The following is a 20,844-nucleotide window of genomic DNA, read 5'->3' as shown; positions in this document are numbered from 1 at the left end:
TTACGTGTTTTATTTTGCAACTAACATCATAAAGAAAAACTGTATGATTGGGAAGTAGGGATTTTCTCTGCTTCCCTTTTTATTTAGGAAAAATTCCTATTTTTGCCAATAATAATTATACACTAACCGATTCAATCATTCATTAACTATTCTAAACTTCTATTAAGAAAATATAAAATTATGAATCTTTTCTTTCTTTTTCACTCAAAAAGTATTACAATAAGGATAGTATATGATTGAACAGAAAGGAGTTGCCCTTTATGGCGAAAAAATGGACAAAAGGTATCGTCGGACTCGCGGCGATCGGTGCAGCAGCGGCCGGCATTCTTTATATGAAGAATAAAAAAGATAATGAAGAGCTGGAAGACGAATTTGCTGATGATTTTGAAGATCTTGACTTCGATCTGGATGATGATTTAAGCGATACATCCGGACGCGAATATGTACCTCTGAACAACGGTTCTTCTGAAGAAGAGCAGGAGGAATCATCTGAAGAGGAGGCCTCTTCTGAAGAAGCCGCGTCCGACGGTGAAGAGCCTGAAGAAGACGAAAAAGACAACACGGAAGCATAATATCCATGGAAATCAATGCTGCTCTGCAAGACAGAGCAGCTCTTTCTTTTTGAAAGGAGGTATATTATTTTGACCTGCTCCGATTTAACTCTTGTTCCCAGCAGCCATCTAAAACCACTGGATGTCATTTCCGGATTTCAGGTACGTCCCGGATTTTTTCTTTCTCCTGGAACCACCGTTATTCCCGGAGGTGTCAACTTTACGATTCAATCACAGGCTGCTACCTCCTGTGAGCTGCTTCTCTATCACCGGGAGGCTGAAGAACCCTTTGCAGTTCTGAAATTTCCGGAAACCTACCGGATCGGTTTTGTCTACTCCATGATCGTATTCGGGCTTGACATCGAAGAGTTTGAATACGCCTACCGGCTGGACGGCCCGTACGAACCGGAAAAAGGACTTTGTTTTGACAAGACAAGAATTCTTCTTGATCCTTACGCAAAAGCTGTCACCGGGCAGAGCCGCTGGGGATGTAAAAACGACCAGAAACATGGATATCGTGCCCGTGTTGTCAGAAGCAATTTTGACTGGGGCGATCATAAACAACCGATGATTTCCATGTCGGACACGATCATCTATGAGCTCCATGTCCGGGGATTTACAAAAGATCCTTCTTCCGGCGTCACACATCCCGGCACTTTTGCCGGATTGATCGAGAAGATTCCCTACCTTCTTGAGCTTGGTGTGACTACCATTGAGCTTATGCCGGTATTTGAGTTCGATGAAATGCGGGACTGCCGTCTCCTCGACGAAAATCAGCTTCTGGATTACTGGGGCTATAATCCGGTCAGCTTTTTTGCTCCAAATACAAGTTATGCCTCTACCTCCGAATATAACCGGGAAGGGACCGAGTTGAAGCAGCTGATCCGTGCATGTCATGCAAACGGCATCGAGGTGATCTTTGACGTGGTATTTAATCACACAGCCGAAGGTGACGAGCGCGGTCCTTATATTTCTTTCAAAGGATTCGACAATCAGATTTATTATATGCTGACCCCGGACGGACATTATTATAATTTCAGCGGATGTGGAAATACGCTGAACTGCAATCATCCGGTCGTGCAAAATCTGATTATGAACTGCCTCAGATACTGGGTAACAGAATACCGGGTGGACGGCTTCCGTTTCGATCTTGCTTCTATCCTTGGAAGGAACGAGAACGGATCCCCTATGAACCAGCCTCCCCTTCTGCAGGCACTTGCTTTCGACTCCATCCTCGGCAATGTCAAGCTGATTGCCGAGGCGTGGGATGCAGGAGGACTTTATCAGGTCGGTTCCTTTCCATCCTGGAACCGCTGGGCAGAATGGAACGGTAAATACCGGGATGATATGCGGCGGTTTCTAAAGGGAGATACTTTCATGATTCATGCCGCAGCGCAGAGAATTATGGGATCACCGGACCTTTATCCTCCGGAAGGGCGCGGAAGCAATGCTTCCGTCAATTTCCTGACCTGCCATGACGGCTTCTGCCTGAATGACCTGTATTCCTATAACACGAAGCACAATGAGGGAAACGGATGGAGCAATGCGGACGGCACCAACGATAATTACAGCTGGAACTGCGGGGTCGAGGGGGAAACAGATGATCCGGATGTTCTTTCCCTTCGTCTACGTATGATGGAGAACGCATTTGCCGTACTCTTATGCAGCCGCGGAACCCCGATGTTTCTTTCGGGAGACGAATTCGGAGACACCCGGTACGGGAATAACAACCCGTACTGTCAGGATAATCCGGTTTCCTGGCTGGACTGGTCGCTGATTGAGAAAAACCAGAATCTGTTTTCCTTCGTCAAGTATATGATTGCATTCCGTAAGAGACATCCTGCCATCCGTACAGATCTTCCTGCCGGAAGATTTTCTTTCCCGTCGATGAGTTTTCACGGTATCCATCCATGGGAACCTGTATCTGACCTGGAATCGCACGTTCTCTGTGTGCTGTTTTCCGGTTTTGACAAGGAACAGCAGATTCAGGATACCATCTACCTTGCCATCAATACACATTGGGAACCCGTTACCCTTTTTCTGCCTGATCTTCCTTTTGAATGGAACTGGCACATTGCCGTCAATACCGGTGATCCGTCCCGGACGATCTTTCAGGATACAGAAATGCCTCCGGCAGACCATACCGTCCTTTTAGGTGAACGTTCCGTCATTCTCTTTGTTGTCAAAAAACGGAGTGTCTGATTTCTAATCAGACACTCCTTCATTTTTCTTTTCTCTTATTTCACAAAGGCTGTAAGTCCCGGCTTTTCTACGGCAATTCTTTCGTCAAGCCTTGCAAGCATACTTTCCTTATCTTTCGGGAGTTTTCCTCTGACCCGGAACTCAATCATGTCATGAAATCCATCGTAAAGCACTTCCTGCCCCCAAGGCTTAAGAAGCTCCAGAAGTCTTCTCTCTTCGATCAGATTTTCCAGCTCATCCGCAGGCCGGAATGTACCTTTTTGAATTTCTTCGTACAATGCTGCCCGTTCATGAAGAAACATGGAAAAATTAATCATTCTGGACGGCCTGGTCCGGTTAAAAAACTCTGCGGTATACTCCGCATTTTCTATACCTCTGCCCTTTCCGGCTATACCGGTCATAAAATGTGCATCGTAAATCAGCCCGGCTTCTCTCATCCGGTCAATCTGCCGGTATGCCTGCTCTAATGTATGATCCTTATTCATAAAAGCAAGGACATCATCCAGTCCGCTCTCAATACCAAGATATAGATGCCGGACTCCCGCTTCGTAGAGCCTTCGCAGATCCTCATCGCTTTTCCGGCTGATATCGGTCACAGTCGCATCCATGTGAATCCCCTCGCATCCCGGAAAATGAACATGTACCCTTTCAATAATCGCCAAAAGTTTTTCCGTTGAAAGTCCGAATGCATTTCCATCTCCCAGAAATACGGTCCTGGGATTTCCGCCCACCGTACTGACCCGTTTTAATTCTTCTTCGATCTGTTCCATTGGGAGCTCCCTGTATTTCAGATGCTTGAACAGGGTGCAGAATTTACAGCCGTTATACGCGCACCCCACTTCCACAGGAAGCATAAAAGAGGAACGTTCCATCGGTCCCCTGCAAATCTGTCCTTCGTAATTCATACCATCACCTGCACCTTTCCTGCCTTTATTATACACCGTAACATGCAGAAAGGCGGAGAAATCTTTAAGAAAATTTAAGATTTTTGGCAAAACCACTTGCAGGCAGGCTGTGACTGGTATAGTATTATCATGTTTTATAGATTTATACTAAGGAGGACATTATGTCAAATTCAAACCACTCGTCTCAAAGCAGGCAGTATGCCTCAGTTTTTGAGCTGAACGGAGTACCGAAGTTTGGCCAGGCACTTCCTCTTGCGCTTCAACACGTCGTTGCCATGATTGTTGGATGTGTCACCCCTGCAATCATCGTATCCGGTGTGGCCGGACTCAACGAGCGTGATCAGGTCATTTTAGTGCAGGCTGCCCTTTTCACTTCTGCAATCAGCACTCTGCTTCAGCTGTTTCCTTTTATCCGGTTTAAAAATTTTCAGCTCGGTTCGGCTCTTCCGGTCATTATGGGAATCAGCTTTGCCTACGTGCCAAGCATGCAGGCCATCGCCGCGAATTCTGATGTCGGAACGATTCTCGGCGCGCAGCTCATCGGCGGATTTGTCGCAATTATAGTCGGTCTTGCCATACAGAAGATCCGTGTTCTGTTCCCGCCGATCATTACCGGAACCGTCGTATTTACAATCGGACTCTCCCTGTATCCTACCGCGGTCAACTATATGGCAGGAGGTACTTCGAATCCTGATTACGGTTCCTGGAAAAACTGGCTTGCGGCCTTTTTCACTCTTGCCGTAGTAGTCGGTCTGAATCACTTTGCGAAAGGATTTTTAAAGCTTGCGTCCATCCTCGTAGGAATCATCGCAGGGTATATCTTTGCATCGTGTCTGGGACTCGTCGATTTTTCCGGAATCCAGTCCGCGGGCTACTTCCAGCTCCCGCAGCCACTGCATTTCGGACTTTCTTTCGATCCATCCGCCTGCATTGCAATCGGTGTGTTGTTTGCCATCAACTCCATTCAGGCGATCGGAGATCTTTCTGCTACAACAGTAGGAAGTATGGAACGGGAACCAAAAGATAAAGAACTGCAGGGCGGTATCGTCATGTATGGGGTCACAAATATTCTGTGCTCCCTGATCGGCGGACTTCCGACAGCAACTTACAGTCAGAATGTCGGCATTGTTACGACAACAAAAGTCATCAACCGCTGTGTACTTGGTCTTGCAGCGGTCATCATGCTGGTTGCCGGATTTGTCCCGAAATTTTCAGCGCTTCTGACTACGATTCCTCAATGTGTACTTGGAGGCGCAACGATTTCCGTTTTCGCATCCATCGCAATGACCGGAATCAAGCTGATCATGCTCCAGGAGATGAATTACCGGAATACCGCTATTGTCGGGCTGTCAGTTGCCCTTGGCATGGGTGTTACACAGGCACCTGCTTCACTGGCGTCATTTCCATCCTGGGTTACAACAATCTTTGGAAGTTCTCCGGTTGTCCTTGCAACACTGACGGCGATTATTCTGAATACCATTCTTCCGAAAGAAGAAAAAAAGAAATCATAGATAAACAAACAAAAAAGGAAAGTTCCAATGAACTTTCCTTTTTCTATATTCGTTTCTATATACAGGAAATCAGATATTTCCTACTCTCTGTGCATGGAGAAGCTGTCCATCTGATATCTGCTCAGGTTTTCGTGAATTCCTCTGTCGTCTGCCTGGCTGATCAGTGCATCTCTGTTCTTTTTAGATGAAAACTGGTCGTTATATGCGCTTGGTCCTCCCACGCAGCCGCCTTCGCATGCCATTCCTTCGATAAAGTCAAACGGAAGTTTTCCTGCTCTTAAAAGAAGAAGAGCCTTCTTGCATTCTGCGGCCCCGTTCGCCTTCTGTACTTTCACATCGATATCGGCGTCGGCCTCCTTCATACTCTGCAGTACTGCCGCCGTCACTCCACCGGAATTTGCAAAGCGTTTTCCAAATGTAGATGCAATCTGATCGTTATTCTCACATGGTTCCAGTTTCACATTTTTTGCTCTCATAATCGCGCGGATCTCACTGTATGTAAGTACAAAGTCTGCATTTCCTTCAATCTGCTGATCCACAACTTCTGATTTCTTCGCCACACATGGTCCGATGAATACCGTAACTGCCTCAGGATCCTGTGCCTTGATCAGCCTGGATACCGCACACATCGGTGATACCGTTGTAGAAACACAGTCTGCAAGCTGTGGAAAATGCATCCGCACCATATTGACAAATGCCGGGCAGCAGGATGTCACTTTCTTCTTTCCTTCCTTGTAGGCTTCCGTCCATTCTTCCGCCTCGTATGCCGCAGTCATGTCCCCTCCAAGTCCTACGTCGTAAAAGTCCACAAAGCCGATTTCCTTCATGGCCTTTCTCCAGCTTGCCATCGTGATATCCGGACCAAACTGTCCTTCTGTGGCAGGGGCTGCCATTGCATAAACATGTTTTCCGGACTTCAACGCTTCAATAACCGGTACCATGAAGCTCTTTGTTCCGATTGCTCCAAACGGGCAGCTGTGGATACATTTTCCGCAGCGGATACATTTGTCCTTATTGATCACGGAAAGACCGTATTCATTGTAAGTAATTGCGTCAACCGGACAGCTGAACTTACACGGCCGCTTCAAATGTGCAATTGCATTATACGGACATGCCTTTGCACACTGTCCGCACTCTTTACACTTGGATGCATCAATATGGGACCGGTGTCTTCCTGATTCGATTGCTCCGAATTTACATGCGTTGATACATGCTTTTCCAAGACAGTTCTGACAGTTTTCAGTCACTGTATAACTGGAAATCGGACAGTCCTCACACGCCGAATTAATGACCTGAATAATATTTCCATCATCCTCTTCACCCGGCGCCTTTCCTTCTGCCAGACGAACTCTCTGACGTATGATTTCTCTTTCTTTGTAAATACAGCATCGAAACTGCGGAAGAGGTCCCGGAATCAGTCTGCCTGCAATGTGATCCCGCTCTTCTTCCAGTTTCCCTTCAAAAGCCAGCCTCGCCACTTCATTCAGTACCTTATGTTTGATTGTGATTACATTTTCATCAGCGTACATGTTTCTCTCCTGTCTCCTTTTTTCTTACTCTTTCATTAATGCGCTGATTCTATTATAAATTAATCATGGAAAAAAGGAAAGTGTGCACCGTGTATTTATTCAAAGACAAAGCAGCGACAATACTTCGCCAGCATGTACATGATAGTCGGTAATCCCTGCCCCGCTGTTCGGATGGATCAGTGAATAAACGATATCAACAGCAAACAGAAGCAGCAGGACTACACAGATGATTCTTGCAATCTTCTGTGGAATCCGCCTGTAAATTTCATCAAAAAACGGCGCCGCGATATAGATAAAGGCACAGCCTCCAAGCCCGAATACGATCAACCCTTCCGCGCAGATGCGCCCGTGAAGATTCAAAAAGTATCCGGTATAATTCCACCAGTACATACCTTTAATTTCCCACAAAAGCCATGCGGACAGATATTCTACAGCACCACACACAACCACCGCCATCAAAAAAGTCACAAGCGGCTTATGCACAAACCGTTTCAAAAGCACGACTACCAGAATGCCTCCCGTTCCGTAAATCGGCAGCCACGGTCCATGAAAAAATCCCCTGTTTACAAACACACCGTCCCCAAACAAATGAAGAGACACTTCCCACAGCCATCCGACGAATGAAAAGGTAAAAAATATAAGAATAAGGGATCTCAAAGAATAGGTCCGCTCATACTCAATGCGGATCCATTTTTTCACCTGCGGATTATAAAGTCTATGGGATTCTACCGGATACTCTTCCAGATCTGATTCTTCATACAACCTCTCGTCATCGAGGAAACGGACTCCATCAAGTCCTTTTTCAAACGCTTCCTCTCTCAGCGCCACATAAAGCTCGGCAGATGTGGTCTCCGTATACGGGGTAATAAAGGCATGCCTTAAAATATCCATGGTAAATATATTCAGGATATGCCATCCCAGAAAAGAAAGATCCAGGATAAAAGCCCGCATTTTATTTCCATTCATCATCTGTCTGGACAAAAGAAAGGCTTCACGGTGCGGAATATCCGGATTTTCCGCCAGAATAAACGGAATCATCCGATAAGAATACCTTTTGATGATACCGCCGATAATCGTCATATCCCACAGAAACAGAAAAACTGATTTTTTCAGCATGATAAACATTACATTTTTCCAGCGTCTTGCTCTCCAGACAAAGGCAAGCCGGCCCATTTTTACCTGGCGGTATGTTCTGTTTTCCAGAAGAAATCTGCACTGCCCTACGCTCAGGACGTTACTTACAAAAATCAAAAACAGAATCAGTAAAATGACACCGATCAGAATAACAAAGCCTTCTGCAATTTTATCTTTGAACAAAAAATCATTCATCGCATTTAAAAATCCAAAAAAAGCAGATCTTTCCTTGGTCATATGATTATAGACTCCGGCCAGCACCCCTTTTTTCGGGGTATAGTGCTCCCCCAGAAAGGCCAGAATCTGTCCGCTCTCCGTATCAGAGCTTCTCTCTATACTCAAATACCAGTCGTTCAAAATCTGCGCATTCGTCGGTATTCCGATTTCCCCTCCGGTAAGTCTGACTGCCGCATCGTCAATCCGGTAGGAAATCCTCATACCTCCTGCAATAAATGCCAGCATCAAACTGATTCCGATAATCCGCCACCAGTTCTTACGCAAAGCCTGCTTTCCCTGTTTCTTCAGCTTTTTTCTACTCCACATCATTTCGATCTCCGTTTTTCCATTCCTTTATCTTCTGAAGGCGCTCTTTTACTTTGCGCTCTTCTCCCTGTTCCGTCGGCTCATAATAGATTCTTCCCTTTAAACTGTCCGGCATACACTGCATACGGGTCAGTTTTTCTTCAGTATTATGAGCATATTCATACCCTTTTCCGTAATTTAACTCTTTCATCAGTCCTGTTGGCGCATTTCTCAATACCAGCGGCACCGGCTCTGCGCGTTTTTCTTTCACATCCCGCTTGCAGGACTCACACGCCCGGTACAGGGCATTGGATTTTGGCGCCATTGCCAGATATACAACTGCATGGGTCAGATGTACATCGCACTCCGGCATTCCAAGAAAATGGCACGCCTGATATGCCGCAACCGACACCTGCAGCGCCCGGCTGTCTGCCATCCCCACATCCTCGCTTGCAAACCGGATCAGTCTCCGGGCAATATAAAGTGGATTTTCTCCGCCTTCCAGCATCCGGCACATCCAGTAGACTGCTGCATCAGGATCGCTGTTTCTCATGGACTTGTGAAGGGCGGAAATCAGATTGTAATGCTCCTCCCCGGTCTTATCATAGAGCAGAGATTTCCGGCTGATACACTGCTCCAGTCCTTCATTGGTGATCTGGATTCCCTCTGCGCTCATTTCCCCGTTCAGCACCGCCATCTCCAGCGTATTCAGCGCAGTCCTGGCATCCCCGTTTGCAAAGGCGGCGATCGCCTCTATCTGCTGCCCGGTAATCTGAATATTCTGATTTCCGAATCCCGCCGGACTTTTCAACGCATGCTCGAGCAGTTTCACCAAATCTTTCGTCTCCAGTGCTTTCAGTACAAAGACCTTGCATCTGGAAAGGAGCGCGGAATTTACCTCAAAAGACGGATTCTCCGTAGTCGCCCCGATCAGAATAATACTTCCTTTTTCCACAAACGGAAGGAAGGCATCCTGCTGCGCCTTGTTGAACCGGTGGATCTCGTCCACGAAGAGCACGGTCCGTTTTCCCATCTGACGCTGCATCTCCGCCGTATTCATGACTTCCTTAATCTCTTTGATCCCGCTTGTCACGGCACTGAAATTGACAAACTCCGCCTTCGTTTTCCCCGCAATGATACTTGCAAGGGTTGTCTTTCCGACACCAGGCGGCCCCCAGAAAATCATGGAGGAGATCTGATCTTTCTCAATCAGCTGCCTTAAAATCCTCCCTCTCCCGACCAGATGCTCCTGCCCTGCAAACTCCTCCAAAGAGGAAGGGCGAAGCCGGGAGGCAAGAGGCGCCGACCGTTCTCTGTCATCAAATAACGATAATTGTTCCATAGCTCTTTTTTACCTCCTTTTTCATCTCGCCCCTGTTGCAGGCTGTCTGACTGACCGGATTATTCTGACCGCTCAAATACCTGCGGCTTCAGATATGGTTCAAAGTAAGCCTGAATACTCTCCGGTGAAAAATCCTCATTCGTCTCCTGATGGACACCGCTGGCCGCTGCCAGCTCCTCGGTATATTTTTCCAGCGGATATACCGCATATCCTGAATATCCCGGTTCATAATGCATCACGAGAGGCTCCATGGAGTACGTTTCAATACTGATCTCGCCTGTATCCGGATCTTTGACAAACGTCATATCTGCCATTCCCTCCAGAAGCTGGGAAATCCCCTGCTGTCCGGAAACAAAATTCCCAAGAGAATAGTACACAAGCATCTGCTTTCCATCCGGACGTTCCATCATGCCGTACGGACGAATTACATGCGGATGCGTGCCAATCACTACATCTACTCCAAGATCGGCCAGATACTCCACCCGTTCTTTCGTCGCTTCATCCGGTTCATTTTGATATTCCACCCCGGTATGCAGAAAGACCATCACGATATCCGCCTCTTCTTTGGCTCGTTCCACATCCGCTTTTACCGTCTTTTCATCATAGACATCAACCGCATAAGATTCATTTTCTGGAACCGGAGCTCCGATATTGATCAGGGTTGTGTAATTCATCATTGCAATCTTAAACGCCTTCTTCTCGATGATCTTCACCCGGTCCGCCTGCTGGTCTTCGGCGCTTTCATGAATTCCAAGCACTGCCGGAGGCGTCTCCTGGGATTCCCAGAAAGCAAGGGAATCTGTCACTCCTTCTTTTCCTTTATCATAGGAATGATTCGTTGCCATGGTAATCACATCGAATCCCAGATTTGCAAGGGCCTGGCCGCCTTCCTGCGGCATTCCAAAGGTCGGGTAGCCGCTCGTATTGTCGTGGCTGCTCACAATCGGCGTCTCCTGATTGACAACGGCAAGATCCGCCCCTTCAATCTCTTCTTTTACATTTTCATAAATGTAATCATAGCTCCACACTCCGCTTTCCTGCTGTCCGTCGGCCAGTACGGTGTCATGGAAAAAGTTGTCTCCAACAGCCACCATGTGCAGTGTGTGCTCCTCTTTTTCTTTTTTCTCCGCTTCTTCCCGTTTTTTCTTCTCTTTGGCTTCTTTCTCCGCCTGAATCTTCGCATCAGTCTCTACTGCCTTCTGATGGCAGGAGCGGATCGATGAAATCAAGCCAACAATCAGCACAAGAATCAGTACCATACAGCCGATCAGAATTCTCCGCTTCCAGATCAGCTTCTTCCGGCGCTTTTCTCTTCGGATTCTCTTGCGCCTGGCTAATTCCCGTCTTTTTTCCTCTTCGGTCATAGCTTTCCACCCTCTTTTCTCTTTTGTAACTGTTTTCATTCCTTCAGACATTTCGTCCTGTGCTGATTATACCATATTCGACATAAAAAGGCAGTAAAAAGAGATGCGCCCCGGATATATGTTACACTTCTATCCTGGCACATCTCTTTTGTAATCAGCCTTTATCCTTTAAAATACATATTCGTCAAGCCGACGGAATGCTTCCTGCACCCTGGAAAGCGGCAGCGCAAGGTTCATACGAATACCGTATTCACCGTGGAACGGACGTCCGTCCTGCCATGCAACACCGACATCCCATCCTGCCTTCAAAAGCTCGTCCACTGTTTTTCCATGCTTTTTGCACCACTCTTCACAATCCAGGAACAACATGTAGGTTCCCTGCGGTTTTGAGAGGTTTACACCTTCAAAATGCTCTTTGATGTAATCATATGCATAGTCCACATTTCCGGACAGTACCTGACGGAGCTCATCTACCCACTCAGCTCCTTCTTTCCTGTATGCTCCCACAAGCGCATGCATGGAGAGCACATTCATGGAATTATAATGGCATTTGCTGCTGCTTGCCACAACTCGGTCACGAAGATAGGAATTATAGATCACGTGATAACTTCCAATCAGACCGGCCAGATTGAATGTCTTGCTTGGCGCATACAGTGCGATGGTCCGGTTCTTTGCGTCCACGCTTACAGACTGGGTCGGTGTGTGGTGATATCCTTCCAAAATCAGATCAGACCAGATCTCGTCGGAAATAACAATACAGTCGTTTGCCTTGTAGACTTCCATGGCCTTTTCGATTTCTTCCGGCTCCCAGACTCTTCCGGTCGGGTTGTGTGGATTACAGAACACTGCGACATGGATCTTGTTTGCCTTGATTTTGGCATCCATATCTTCATAGTCCATCCGCCAGACTCCTTCTTCATCCTGCTTTAACAGACTGTGTACGATCTTATACCCTGCTCCTTCGATACTGTTTGTAAAACCGATATAAGTCGGACTGTGAACAAGGATCGGATCCCCATGAGATGCAAACGCATTCAGTGCAGATACCAGTCCCCCAAGCACTCCGTTCTCATAACCGATATCTTCCTTTGTAAGTCCTTCCACGCCTTTACGTTCCTTATGCCAGTTGATGATGGCGTCGAAATATGCATCCGATGGATTAAAATATCCAAATGCCGGATGTTCCAGACGTGTCTTCACCTCTTCGATAATAGACGGCGCTGTCGGGAAATTCATGTCCGCCACCCACATCGGGATCAGATCAAACCCTTCCTTCGGGCCTCCCGGCGCAAATCCCCCTGCCGGAGCATTGCCCGGAAGATCCACTGCAATGGCGTCCTTACCGCGCCGGTCCATAATGGATGTAAAATCATACTTCATGTTGGTAAACCTCCTCGTTTTTGCTGTCGTATCTTCTCTTGCAAACGCAAGCGCTTTTATTATTATACCACAATCATCCCGGTATGCGGTACAAGTTACTGATAGATACTTCCCAATGTCTTCGGAAACTTATAGCTTTTCCTGATAAAAGCAGATCTCTCCATTGTCAGGATGCGGTACCCCTGTCATCGCCTGAATCATATATCCATGTCCGGCAACTATGATTTTATGATACTGTCTGTATTTTTTCAGAACTGCTTCCACCCTCTGCCGGATATCCTCCGATGACTCCCAGAGGGCTCCTTCCGTCGCTTCTCCGTTACGTTCCATGAACTCGTGAAATGCTTTGTGAGCCGTTTCATTTTCTTCATATATGTAATGCTTGTTTGCCACCCATTCATGCAGGTCGGTCTCTACGGCAATCGGCAGATCCAACCGCCTGGAAAGAATTGCCGCTGTCTGGACCGCCCTTGTATAAGGAGATGTCAGAATTAACTCTGCATCTTTCAGTCTCGGATCTTTGGCTGCCTCTTCAATCTGACGGATCCCTTCTTCGGAAAGCGGTGCCATATTCACACCGAATCCCTGATAAATCTTTTGATCTTTCAGAGAATAATCAGTCTGACCATGCCGGATAAAATAAACATTCATGGATGCTTCATGAAAAGTTTCCATACTGATCACTCCTTGCTTTTTATCGTAAGTATATGATATTTTTCTCATGCTTCCTGGTTTTTGTCAATCCATTTCGCAATCTTTTTGATGTCCAGATTTGCAAAGTCTGTTGTGTCGATGTCGAAAATTCAATAATACTAAGAGATTTCAAACCAGTGGGTGTTCCAAAAAGTTTGATATTCATTGTGTTCTTTTGTATAATATATTTAAACAGCTTGAACAAAAAAGAGCTTTGAGAAAGGACGTGACACTATGCCATTACCGGAAAAACGCTATACATCAGATGATTACTGGAACCTTCCGGACGGAGAACGTGCAGAACTAATTAACGGACAGCTTTACATGATGGCTCCTCCAAGTCGCTTACATCAGGAACTGGTACATCAGTTAAGCCGCATTATTGGCAACTACATTTCTGACAAACGTGGTGACTGTAAAATCTATCCTGCACCATTTGCCGTAAACCTCAACGCAGATGATACCGTGTATGTTGAGCCGGATATCTCTGTTATCTGCTCAAAAGATAAGCTGACCGATAAAGGATGTGTTGGTGCTCCCGACTTCATCATCGAGATTGTCTCTCCAGGCAGTCGTAAGCTGGACTACAGCATCAAAAATGGCAAATATGCCGAGGCAGGTGTCCGCGAATACTGGATTGTCGATCCCGAAAAGGAACGAACGACTGTTTACCATTATGACGAAGATTCCGCTCCGGTCATGATTCCTTTCGATCAGCCTGTAACAGTGGGAATATATGGAGATTTAAGCTTTACAATAGCTTCTTTGATCTAGGTGAAAAGTGGTGTGCTGATGGTATGATCTCATTATTCTTTAGCAACATCACTCTTGCTCATGATAATACAGGACACAAATATCATACATCTTCTTATAGAAGAAAAAATAGAAAATCACCAGATGTCTCCATAGCAATCTGGGGAATAATATATAGAAAGGACGGTATAAAGGCATGATGTATCCATATTTAACTCTTAATGATGATACGGAAATCACACATTCTGAGATGCTCCCAGATGGTCGTGTCAAAGTCTATATTGAAACACCCGATCTGAAAGACGGGTTCCATAATGCAACTTGTTTTCTTCCCGAATATGAATGGACAGATATTCACGGCTACTCAGAAAACGAAATGAACTATTTCAAAAAACTGATTCGCAACAACGCGCACTTGATCATGGAGTTTTCTCAGGAAGGAGGCTTCTCTGATGCCGCAAATCTTTAGAATTGGTTCCTATCTTGTTTACTTTTGGTCAAATGAAAACGATCCTCTGGAACCAGTACACGTGCATATTTCAGAAGGACGCGCATCAGCAAATGCCACAAAAATTTGGATAACCAGCACTGGAAAAGCTTTAGTATGCAATAATAACTCCAAGATTCCTCAAAAAGAACTTCGCCGAATGATCCGAATTATCGAAGCAAACAGTGACCTTATATTAGACAAATGGTACACACAATTTGGTGAGATACGGTATTACCTCTAGCACTTTCACTTTTGTTATAAAATCATGATTACCTGTCAAGCATGTATTTTGCATTGTAATAGGCTAGCGCCTAAGGTGCTAGCCTTCATTTCATTATATTATTCTTATCTTTTATTCACAGTCTCCCGTTTCTTAATTCCATACTAAAATTAAATCCTGATCATCGACACATAAAGTCTTGAAAAACTTAGAGGAGATACAGAAAAATAAAAATAAGCGGCACTCTGTTTTACAAAGTACCGCTTAAAATTAAAATTTCTTAGAATTTGCCAGCCTTAGCAGCTTCCTCAATGGCAACTGCAACAGCTACTGTCATACCAACCATCGGGTTGTTTCCTGCTCCGATCAGACCCATCATTTCTACATGAGCCGGTACGGAAGAGGATCCAGCGAACTGTGCGTCAGAGTGCATACGTCCTAATGTATCTGTCATACCGTAGGAAGCCGGTCCTGCTGCCATGTTGTCCGGGTGAAGTGTACGTCCTGTACCACCGCCGGATGCTACAGAGAAGTATTTCTTTCCTGCTTCGATACATTCTTTTTTGTATGTACCTGCAACCGGATGCTGGAAACGTGTCGGGTTTGTAGAGTTACCAGTGATGGATACGTCTACGCCCTCTTTCCACATGATTGCAACACCTTCACGAACATCGTTTGCTCCGTAGCAGTTTACTTTGGAACGAAGTCCGTCAGAGTAGGATGTACGGGAAACTTCTTTAAGTTCTCCTGTATAGTAGTCATACTCTGTCTGTACATATGTAAATCCGTTGATTCTGGAAATGATCTTTGCAGCATCTTTTCCAAGACCGTTTAAGATAACACGTAATGGTTTTTTACGTACTTTGTTTGCTTTCTCAGCGATACCGATAGCACCTTCTGCTGCTGCGAAAGATTCGTGTCCTGCAAGGAATGCGAAGCAGTCTGTGTCTTCTTCCAGAAGCATTTTTCCAAGGTTACCATGTCCAAGACCTACTTTTCTCTGGTCAGCTACAGATCCTGGAATACAGAAAGCCTGAAGTCCTTCTCCGATTGCTGCTGCTGCGTCTGCTGCTCTTGTGCATCCTTTTTTGATTGCGATTGCAGCACCTACAATATATGCCCAGCATGCGTTTTCAAAGCAGATCGGCTGAATGCCTTTTACCTGATTGTAAACATCAAGGCCTGCGTCTTTTGTAATTTTCTCTGCTTCTTCGATAGAAGCGATGCCATAGCTGTTTAATACAGCGTTGATTTTATCAATTCGTCTTTCATATGATTCAAATAAAGCCATTTTAAAAGTCCTCCTCTCGCCTATTCCTGTCTTGGGTCGATGATCTTCACTGCATCATCCACACGGCCATACTGTCCCTGTGCTTTTTCCCATGCTTCGTTCGGTGTGTCACCTTTCTTAATGAAATCGGTGAATTTTCCAAGGCTTACGAATTTGTAACCGATGATCTCATTGTTTTCGTCTAATGCGATTCCTGTTACATATCCTTCTGCCATTTCCAGATAACGAGGACCTTTTGCAAGTGTTCCGTACATGGTACCAACCTGGGAACGAAGACCTTTTCCTAAGTCTTCCAGTCCTGCACCGATCGGAAGTCCGTCTTCAGAAAATGCGCTCTGTGTACGTCCGTATACGATCTGTAAGAAAAGCTCTCTCATTGCTGTGTTGATTGCGTCGCAGACAAGGTCTGTATTTAAAGCTTCGAGGATAGTTTTTCCTGGTAAGATCTCGGAAGCCATGGCTGCAGAATGTGTCATACCGGAGCATCCGATTGTTTCAACCAGTGCCTCCTGGATAATTCCGTCTTTTACGTTCAGTGTCAGCTTACATGTTCCCTGCTGAGGAGCACACCAGCCTACACCGTGTGTTAAACCGGAAATATCTTTAATTTCTTTTGCCTGTACCCATTTTGCTTCTTCTGGGATTGGAGCTGGTCCATGATTCGCACCCTGTGCAACTGGACACATCATTTCTACTTCGTGTGAATAAATCATCTTAAGGACTCCTTTCAACTATGTGTAATCTCTCTTGGGAGACTGCCTTTTGACAGCCTTTATCCGTGTTAATTTTCTCACAAAAATGCGTTTTCGTCAATCAGCTGATTGCACAAAACGTCGAATTTTTCGGTTAGATCCATGTGGCGATCATCCTATTTTGCTTCCAGAAGCATCTCTCTTAACAGAATGAGTCCTCTCGCCACAGCATATTCCCGGTTTTTCTGACGATTTCCCGTAAAGCAGCATCGTTCGACTTTTGTTTTTCCTTTCACAGTACAGCCGATGTAAACAAGCCCTACCGGCTTTTCCGGTGTTCCGCCGTCCGGACCTGCGATTCCGGTCACAGCAATGGATGCGTCTGCCCCGGAGACTTTGCATGCTCCCTCTGCCATGGCCCGTGCTGTCTCCTCGCTGACTGCTCCGTATTGCACCAGAATTTCATGCGGCACATGCAGAATCCGCTCTTTTGCTTCATTAGAATACGTCACATGCGCCTCGTTCAGCACGCTGGATGCTCCCGGCACATTGATCAGCCGTCCGGACAGAAGTCCTCCGGTACAGGACTCTGCTGTCGTCACTGTCATATGACGTTCCTCCAGCATATGAACCACGGCTTCTTCCAGTGTGACTTCTTCTTTTGTCGTATAAATATAATCGCCGAACCGGTTTTTCAATTCTTGTACCATCGGCGCCATCAGCTGCTCTGCCGTCTTCTCGTCTTTGGCTTTTGCAGTGATCCGGAAGTGTACTTCCCCGGTCTTTGCATACGGCGCAAGAGTCGGATTGGTCTGAGCATCCATCAGATCTGCAACCATGGTCTCCGCCCGGCTTTCACCGATAGAGCAGACCTTTACCATGCAGGAATAGATTCCTTCCGGCTGCAGCCCGGAAAGATAAGGTGCAATCTGAGTTTCAAACATCGGGATGCACTCATTCGGCGGCCCCGGAATCAGGATTGCACGCTTGCCTTCATACTCGGTGCCTTCCTCTCCCGTCACAATCAGCCCAGGAGCCGTACCGTTCTGATTCTCAATCACGATGGCTCCCTCCGGAACCAGCGCCTGCTTCCAGTTATTCCGGGTAATTTTCCCCTTTGAATGAAGCCGGTTAAAGAATTCCTGAATCCGCTCTTTTGTGCGGGCATCCTCATATAATTCCTTTCCAAATACTTTTGCGGTCACTTCTTTTGTCAGGTCGTCTTTGGTCGGTCCAAGTCCTCCTGTCAGAATTACCACATCAGACCGTTCCAACGCCCGGCGGATCGTATCCTCCATGCGCGCCTCATTGTCCCCTACCACACTCTGGTGATATAAAGACAAACCTAGCAGAGCGCATTTCTCTGCTAGGTAAGCTGCATTGGTATTTACGATATTGCCGAGCAGGATTTCTGTACCGACGGAAATCAGCTCTGCAACCATCCTACATACCTCCTTTTGTCAATACTTCTTTGTTCTTTACAATGTAATCGATCAGGGATACTACCGTCAGAATCAGCGCAAGATAGATCAACACTGTCTCAATGACGGAAGCAATATTCCCCGGAAGATCCAGAATCAGGAAAATAATCATAAACATCTGGGAAACGGTTTTGAATTTTCCCCAGTAGCTTGCGGCAATCACGATACCGCTGTCCGATGCTACCAGACGGAATCCGCTGATAATAAATTCACGGCTGATAATGACAATGACAATCCAGGCTGGAAGTTTATCCATCGGAATCAGACAGATCATTGCGGAGCTTACAAGCAGCTTGTCCGCCAGCGGATCCATAAATTTTCCGAAATTTGTTACCAGATTATACTTTCTTGCAATTTTTCCATCCAGCATATCTGTAAGACTTGCCACACAGAAAATCACAAGTGCGATATAGTTGCTGTACGTTCCTCCCAGATCCGTCAGCATAAATACAACAAAAAACGGAATCATGATGACACGCAGTACAGTCAGTTTGTTTGGCAGATTCATTTACATCAACTCTCCTATCAAATCATATTCACATGCACCGGTCACTTTGACTTTCGCGAAATCTCCGGACATGAGTTCTGCATCGGTATTGACAAAGATCAGTCCGTCTACATTCGGCGCATCTTTATAAGTTCTGCCCACATAGGCATTTTCATCTGCTACTTTCCCTTCGATCATAACGAGAACTTCTTTTCCAATCATGTTTTCTGCCTGTTCAAAGGCAATTTCCTGCTGAAGTTCCATCAGTTCGGCTCTCCGGTCTTCCTTGATGCTTTCCTCAATCTGATCCGGCATGGATGCCGCAGGAGTGCCTTCTTCCGGCGAATAGGTGAATACTCCAAGACGGTCAAACTCCATCTCATCCACGAAGTCCATCAGCTCTTCATGCTGTTCCTGCGTCTCTCCCGGGAATCCGGTAATCAGTGTTGTACGAAGTGTGATGTCCGGGATCTCTTCTCTCAGTCTTGAGATGATGTGTACCAGTTCCTCTTTGGATGTACGTCTTCCCATTCTCTTTAAAATGCCATCGCTTGCATGCTGAATCGGAAGATCCAGATAATGACAGATCTTCGGCTCTTCTTTCATCGTCTGAATCAGCTCTTCGGTAATCTCCTCCGGATAGCAGTAAAGAATCCGGATCCAGCGGATCCCGCTGATCTGGCAGAGCTTATGGAGCAGCTCCGGAAGTTTCTTTTCCCCGTAAAGGTCTTTTCCGTAAAGTGTCGTCTCCTGAGCCACCAGGATCAGCTCTTTCACTCCGTCCGCAGCCAGCTGTTCCGCCTCTTTGATCAGATGATCCATCGGAACGCTTCGGAAATCTCCTCTGAGTTTCGGGATGATGCAGTACGTACAGTGTTTGTCACACCCTTCTGCGATTTTCAGGTAGGCATAGTGGCCGCCGGTAGTCACGAGCCGGTGTGTTTCGATAATCGGCAGTATATTCAGCGGCTCCATCATCAGATAAGAGTGTCCTTTCAAAGCCTCATCCACTGCGTCAAGGATGTGTCCGTAGGAAGCTGTCCCGAGGACCGCGTCCACTTCCGGGATCTCCTTTGTGATCTCCTCACGGTATCGTTCTGCCATACATCCCGTCACGATCAGAGCTTTCAGACTGCCGGATTTTTTGTACTCCGCCATCTGCAGAATCGTCTCAATACTTTCTTCCATGGCATCATGGATAAAGCAGCAGGTATTGACAATAATCACATCCGCCTTTTCCTCTTCATCGACGATCTGATATCCTCTGGAAGCCAGCATCCCCAGCATCGTTTCCGAGTCGGCAAGATTCTTGTCGCACCCAAGTGAGATAAATAAAATATTCATGTATTCTCTCCTAACAGTTCATAAGGCAGATACTTGTTTCAAAAGCACCTGCCTTTTTGTCTCTTATTCTTCGGTTTCTTCTCCAAGAATTTTTAACTTTCCATTGTTCATCTCGTCGATAGCAATAGAAAGCGGTTTTTCTCCGTCTTTAACCGAAACAAGCGGGTCCGCATGATCGATCAGCTGCCTTGCTCTCTTTGCCGTAGCAAGAACGATAGAATAACGGCTGTTTACAATCTTTGTATCCCCCTCTTCTACGTCCTGATTCACCACTTTCATTAAGTCTGTGTAAGATGGATGCAGCATAGCCTCATTCTCCTTTCTATTCTTCTTTACAATTCTTCAAGTTCTTCTCTTATTTTAGCGATAAACTCCGCGTTTCTCATGACTTTCTTCTTCTCATTCTGAATCACTGCGTGAAGCTCATCCACACAGGTCTCCAGATCATCATTGATGATCAGACAGTCGTAACAGTCAATGCCTCTGGCCTCTTCTTTGGCGCGGGCAAGCCGCTCTTCGATGACTTCCATCGTCTCGGTTCCCCGTCCGATCAGACGTCTGCGAAGCTCCTCAGCGCTTGGCGGGGTGACAAAAACAAGAAGCGTATCCGGAAACTTTTCTTTTACCTTCAATGCCCCCTGTATTTCGATCTCAAGGATCACATCCTTGCCCTTCTCAAGCTGCTCCTCCACATAGGAGCGTGGTGTCCCATAATAATGGTTAACATATCTAGCATACTCTATTAATTCGTCTTGTGCAATCATTTTTTCAAATTCTTCGGTTTCTTTGAAAAAATATTCTCTTCCGTCCACTTCTCCCTCTCTCGGTTTTCTCGTGGTGGCTGAAATGGACAGAGCATAGTCCTCATATTTCTCCATCAGACGCTTCATGGCCGTCCCTTTTCCTGCTCCGGAAAATCCCGAAAGCACGGTCAGTATCCCTTTTTGCATGTT

General features: G+C 46.1%; 20 protein-coding genes. 6 read left to right on the top strand and 14 right to left on the bottom strand.

Going from position 1 to position 20,844, the window contains the following annotated elements; all coding sequences use genetic code 11:
- Nucleotides 1-260 precede the first annotated feature (260 nt).
- Both Selli1_RS14160 and glgX read left to right on the top strand, forming a co-directional pair.
- The gene (locus Selli1_RS14160) at nt 261-572 is read left to right on the top strand and encodes a hypothetical protein (protein ID WP_087252799.1); all 312 of its coding nucleotides are present in this window, start codon (nt 261-263) and stop codon (nt 570-572) included.
- A gap of 69 nt (nt 573-641) precedes the next feature.
- On the top strand, nt 642-2,753 hold the full coding sequence (glgX, locus tag Selli1_RS14155) for a glycogen debranching protein GlgX (protein WP_281873546.1): 2,112 nt from the start codon (nt 642-644) through the stop codon (nt 2,751-2,753).
- Between the two features lie 35 nt (nt 2,754-2,788).
- Here glgX and Selli1_RS14150 read toward each other — a convergent pair whose 3' ends face one another.
- Nucleotides 2,789-3,658 carry a radical SAM protein gene (locus Selli1_RS14150; RefSeq protein ID WP_191427493.1) on the bottom strand — a complete coding sequence of 290 codons (870 nt, stop codon included), beginning with the start codon at nt 3,656-3,658 and terminating at the stop codon, nt 2,789-2,791.
- 161 nt (nt 3,659-3,819) lie between these two features.
- On the opposite strand from Selli1_RS14150, the gene Selli1_RS14145 reads away from it, so the two are divergent.
- Complete coding sequence (locus Selli1_RS14145; protein WP_087252802.1) at nt 3,820-5,169, top strand: uracil-xanthine permease family protein; 1,350 nt, start codon at nt 3,820-3,822, stop codon at nt 5,167-5,169.
- Nucleotides 5,170-5,249: 80 nt separating this feature from the next.
- On the opposite strand, the gene Selli1_RS14140 is transcribed toward Selli1_RS14145, so the two are convergent.
- From Selli1_RS14140 to Selli1_RS14115, 6 genes are all read right to left on the bottom strand, one after another.
- On the bottom strand, nt 5,250-6,698 hold the full coding sequence (locus tag Selli1_RS14140) for a 4Fe-4S dicluster domain-containing protein (RefSeq protein WP_087168380.1): 1,449 nt from the start codon (nt 6,696-6,698) through the stop codon (nt 5,250-5,252).
- Nucleotides 6,699-6,797: 99 nt separating this feature from the next.
- Nucleotides 6,798-8,378: a DUF975 family protein gene (locus Selli1_RS14135; protein WP_118635976.1), complete on the bottom strand. Its 1,581-nt coding sequence runs from the start codon at nt 8,376-8,378 to the stop codon at nt 6,798-6,800.
- Nucleotides 8,365-9,696: a replication-associated recombination protein A gene (locus tag Selli1_RS14130; protein WP_191436186.1), complete on the bottom strand. Its 1,332-nt coding sequence runs from the start codon at nt 9,694-9,696 to the stop codon at nt 8,365-8,367. Before Selli1_RS14130 ends, Selli1_RS14135 begins: the two co-directional genes overlap by 14 nt.
- A 59-nt stretch (nt 9,697-9,755) precedes the next feature.
- Complete coding sequence (locus tag Selli1_RS14125) at nt 9,756-11,099, bottom strand: CapA family protein (RefSeq protein WP_281873541.1); 1,344 nt, start codon at nt 11,097-11,099, stop codon at nt 9,756-9,758.
- Nucleotides 11,100-11,228: 129 nt separating this feature from the next.
- Complete coding sequence (locus Selli1_RS14120; protein WP_281873540.1) at nt 11,229-12,440, bottom strand: MalY/PatB family protein; 1,212 nt, start codon at nt 12,438-12,440, stop codon at nt 11,229-11,231.
- Between the two features lie 129 nt (nt 12,441-12,569).
- Nucleotides 12,570-13,115, bottom strand: coding sequence for a histidine phosphatase family protein (locus Selli1_RS14115; protein ID WP_281873538.1), 546 nt, complete (start codon nt 13,113-13,115; stop codon nt 12,570-12,572).
- Nucleotides 13,116-13,367: 252 nt separating this feature from the next.
- Here Selli1_RS14115 and Selli1_RS14110 point away from each other — a divergent pair, with 252 nt between their 5' ends.
- From Selli1_RS14110 to Selli1_RS14100, 3 genes are all read left to right on the top strand, one after another.
- Nucleotides 13,368-13,907 carry a Uma2 family endonuclease gene (locus tag Selli1_RS14110; RefSeq protein WP_118635871.1) on the top strand — a complete coding sequence of 180 codons (540 nt, stop codon included), beginning with the start codon at nt 13,368-13,370 and terminating at the stop codon, nt 13,905-13,907.
- Nucleotides 13,908-14,082: 175 nt separating this feature from the next.
- Nucleotides 14,083-14,355 carry a hypothetical protein gene (locus Selli1_RS14105; protein ID WP_087168386.1) on the top strand — a complete coding sequence of 91 codons (273 nt, stop codon included), beginning with the start codon at nt 14,083-14,085 and terminating at the stop codon, nt 14,353-14,355.
- Nucleotides 14,339-14,617 carry a DUF4160 domain-containing protein gene (locus Selli1_RS14100; RefSeq protein WP_087168387.1) on the top strand — a complete coding sequence of 93 codons (279 nt, stop codon included), beginning with the start codon at nt 14,339-14,341 and terminating at the stop codon, nt 14,615-14,617. Before Selli1_RS14105 ends, Selli1_RS14100 begins: the two co-directional genes overlap by 17 nt.
- A gap of 259 nt (nt 14,618-14,876) precedes the next feature.
- On the opposite strand, the gene Selli1_RS14095 is transcribed toward Selli1_RS14100, so the two are convergent.
- From Selli1_RS14095 to gmk, 7 genes are all read right to left on the bottom strand, one after another.
- Nucleotides 14,877-15,887 carry a GGGtGRT protein gene (locus tag Selli1_RS14095; protein WP_087252808.1) on the bottom strand — a complete coding sequence of 337 codons (1,011 nt, stop codon included), beginning with the start codon at nt 15,885-15,887 and terminating at the stop codon, nt 14,877-14,879.
- 20 nt (nt 15,888-15,907) lie between these two features.
- Complete coding sequence (locus Selli1_RS14090; protein WP_048622003.1) at nt 15,908-16,600, bottom strand: iron-sulfur cluster assembly scaffold protein; 693 nt, start codon at nt 16,598-16,600, stop codon at nt 15,908-15,910.
- Between the two features lie 155 nt (nt 16,601-16,755).
- Nucleotides 16,756-18,021, bottom strand: coding sequence for a competence/damage-inducible protein A (locus Selli1_RS14085; RefSeq protein ID WP_281873536.1), 1,266 nt, complete (start codon nt 18,019-18,021; stop codon nt 16,756-16,758).
- Between the two features lies 1 nt (nt 18,022).
- Nucleotides 18,023-18,568 (bottom strand): CDP-diacylglycerol--glycerol-3-phosphate 3-phosphatidyltransferase, encoded by a 546-nt coding sequence (gene pgsA / locus Selli1_RS14080; RefSeq protein WP_087168390.1) that lies wholly within the window; start codon nt 18,566-18,568, stop codon nt 18,023-18,025.
- On the bottom strand, nt 18,569-19,891 hold the full coding sequence (rimO, locus tag Selli1_RS14075; protein WP_281873534.1) for a 30S ribosomal protein S12 methylthiotransferase RimO: 1,323 nt from the start codon (nt 19,889-19,891) through the stop codon (nt 18,569-18,571).
- Between the two features lie 63 nt (nt 19,892-19,954).
- Nucleotides 19,955-20,197 (bottom strand): DNA-directed RNA polymerase subunit omega, encoded by a 243-nt coding sequence (gene rpoZ, locus Selli1_RS14070; protein ID WP_087168392.1) that lies wholly within the window; start codon nt 20,195-20,197, stop codon nt 19,955-19,957.
- A gap of 26 nt (nt 20,198-20,223) precedes the next feature.
- Nucleotides 20,224-20,841, bottom strand: a complete 618-nt coding sequence (gene gmk / locus Selli1_RS14065) for a guanylate kinase (protein WP_087168393.1) — start codon at nt 20,839-20,841, stop codon at nt 20,224-20,226.
- Between the last annotated feature and the right edge of the window lie 3 nt (nt 20,842-20,844).

Source organism: Sellimonas catena, from assembly GCF_027924685.1.
GTDB classification, from domain to species: Bacteria; Bacillota; Clostridia; order Lachnospirales; family Lachnospiraceae; genus Sellimonas; species Sellimonas catena.
Note: the sequence above shows the minus strand (reverse complement) of the source record. Positions and strands in the feature narration are given on the sequence as shown.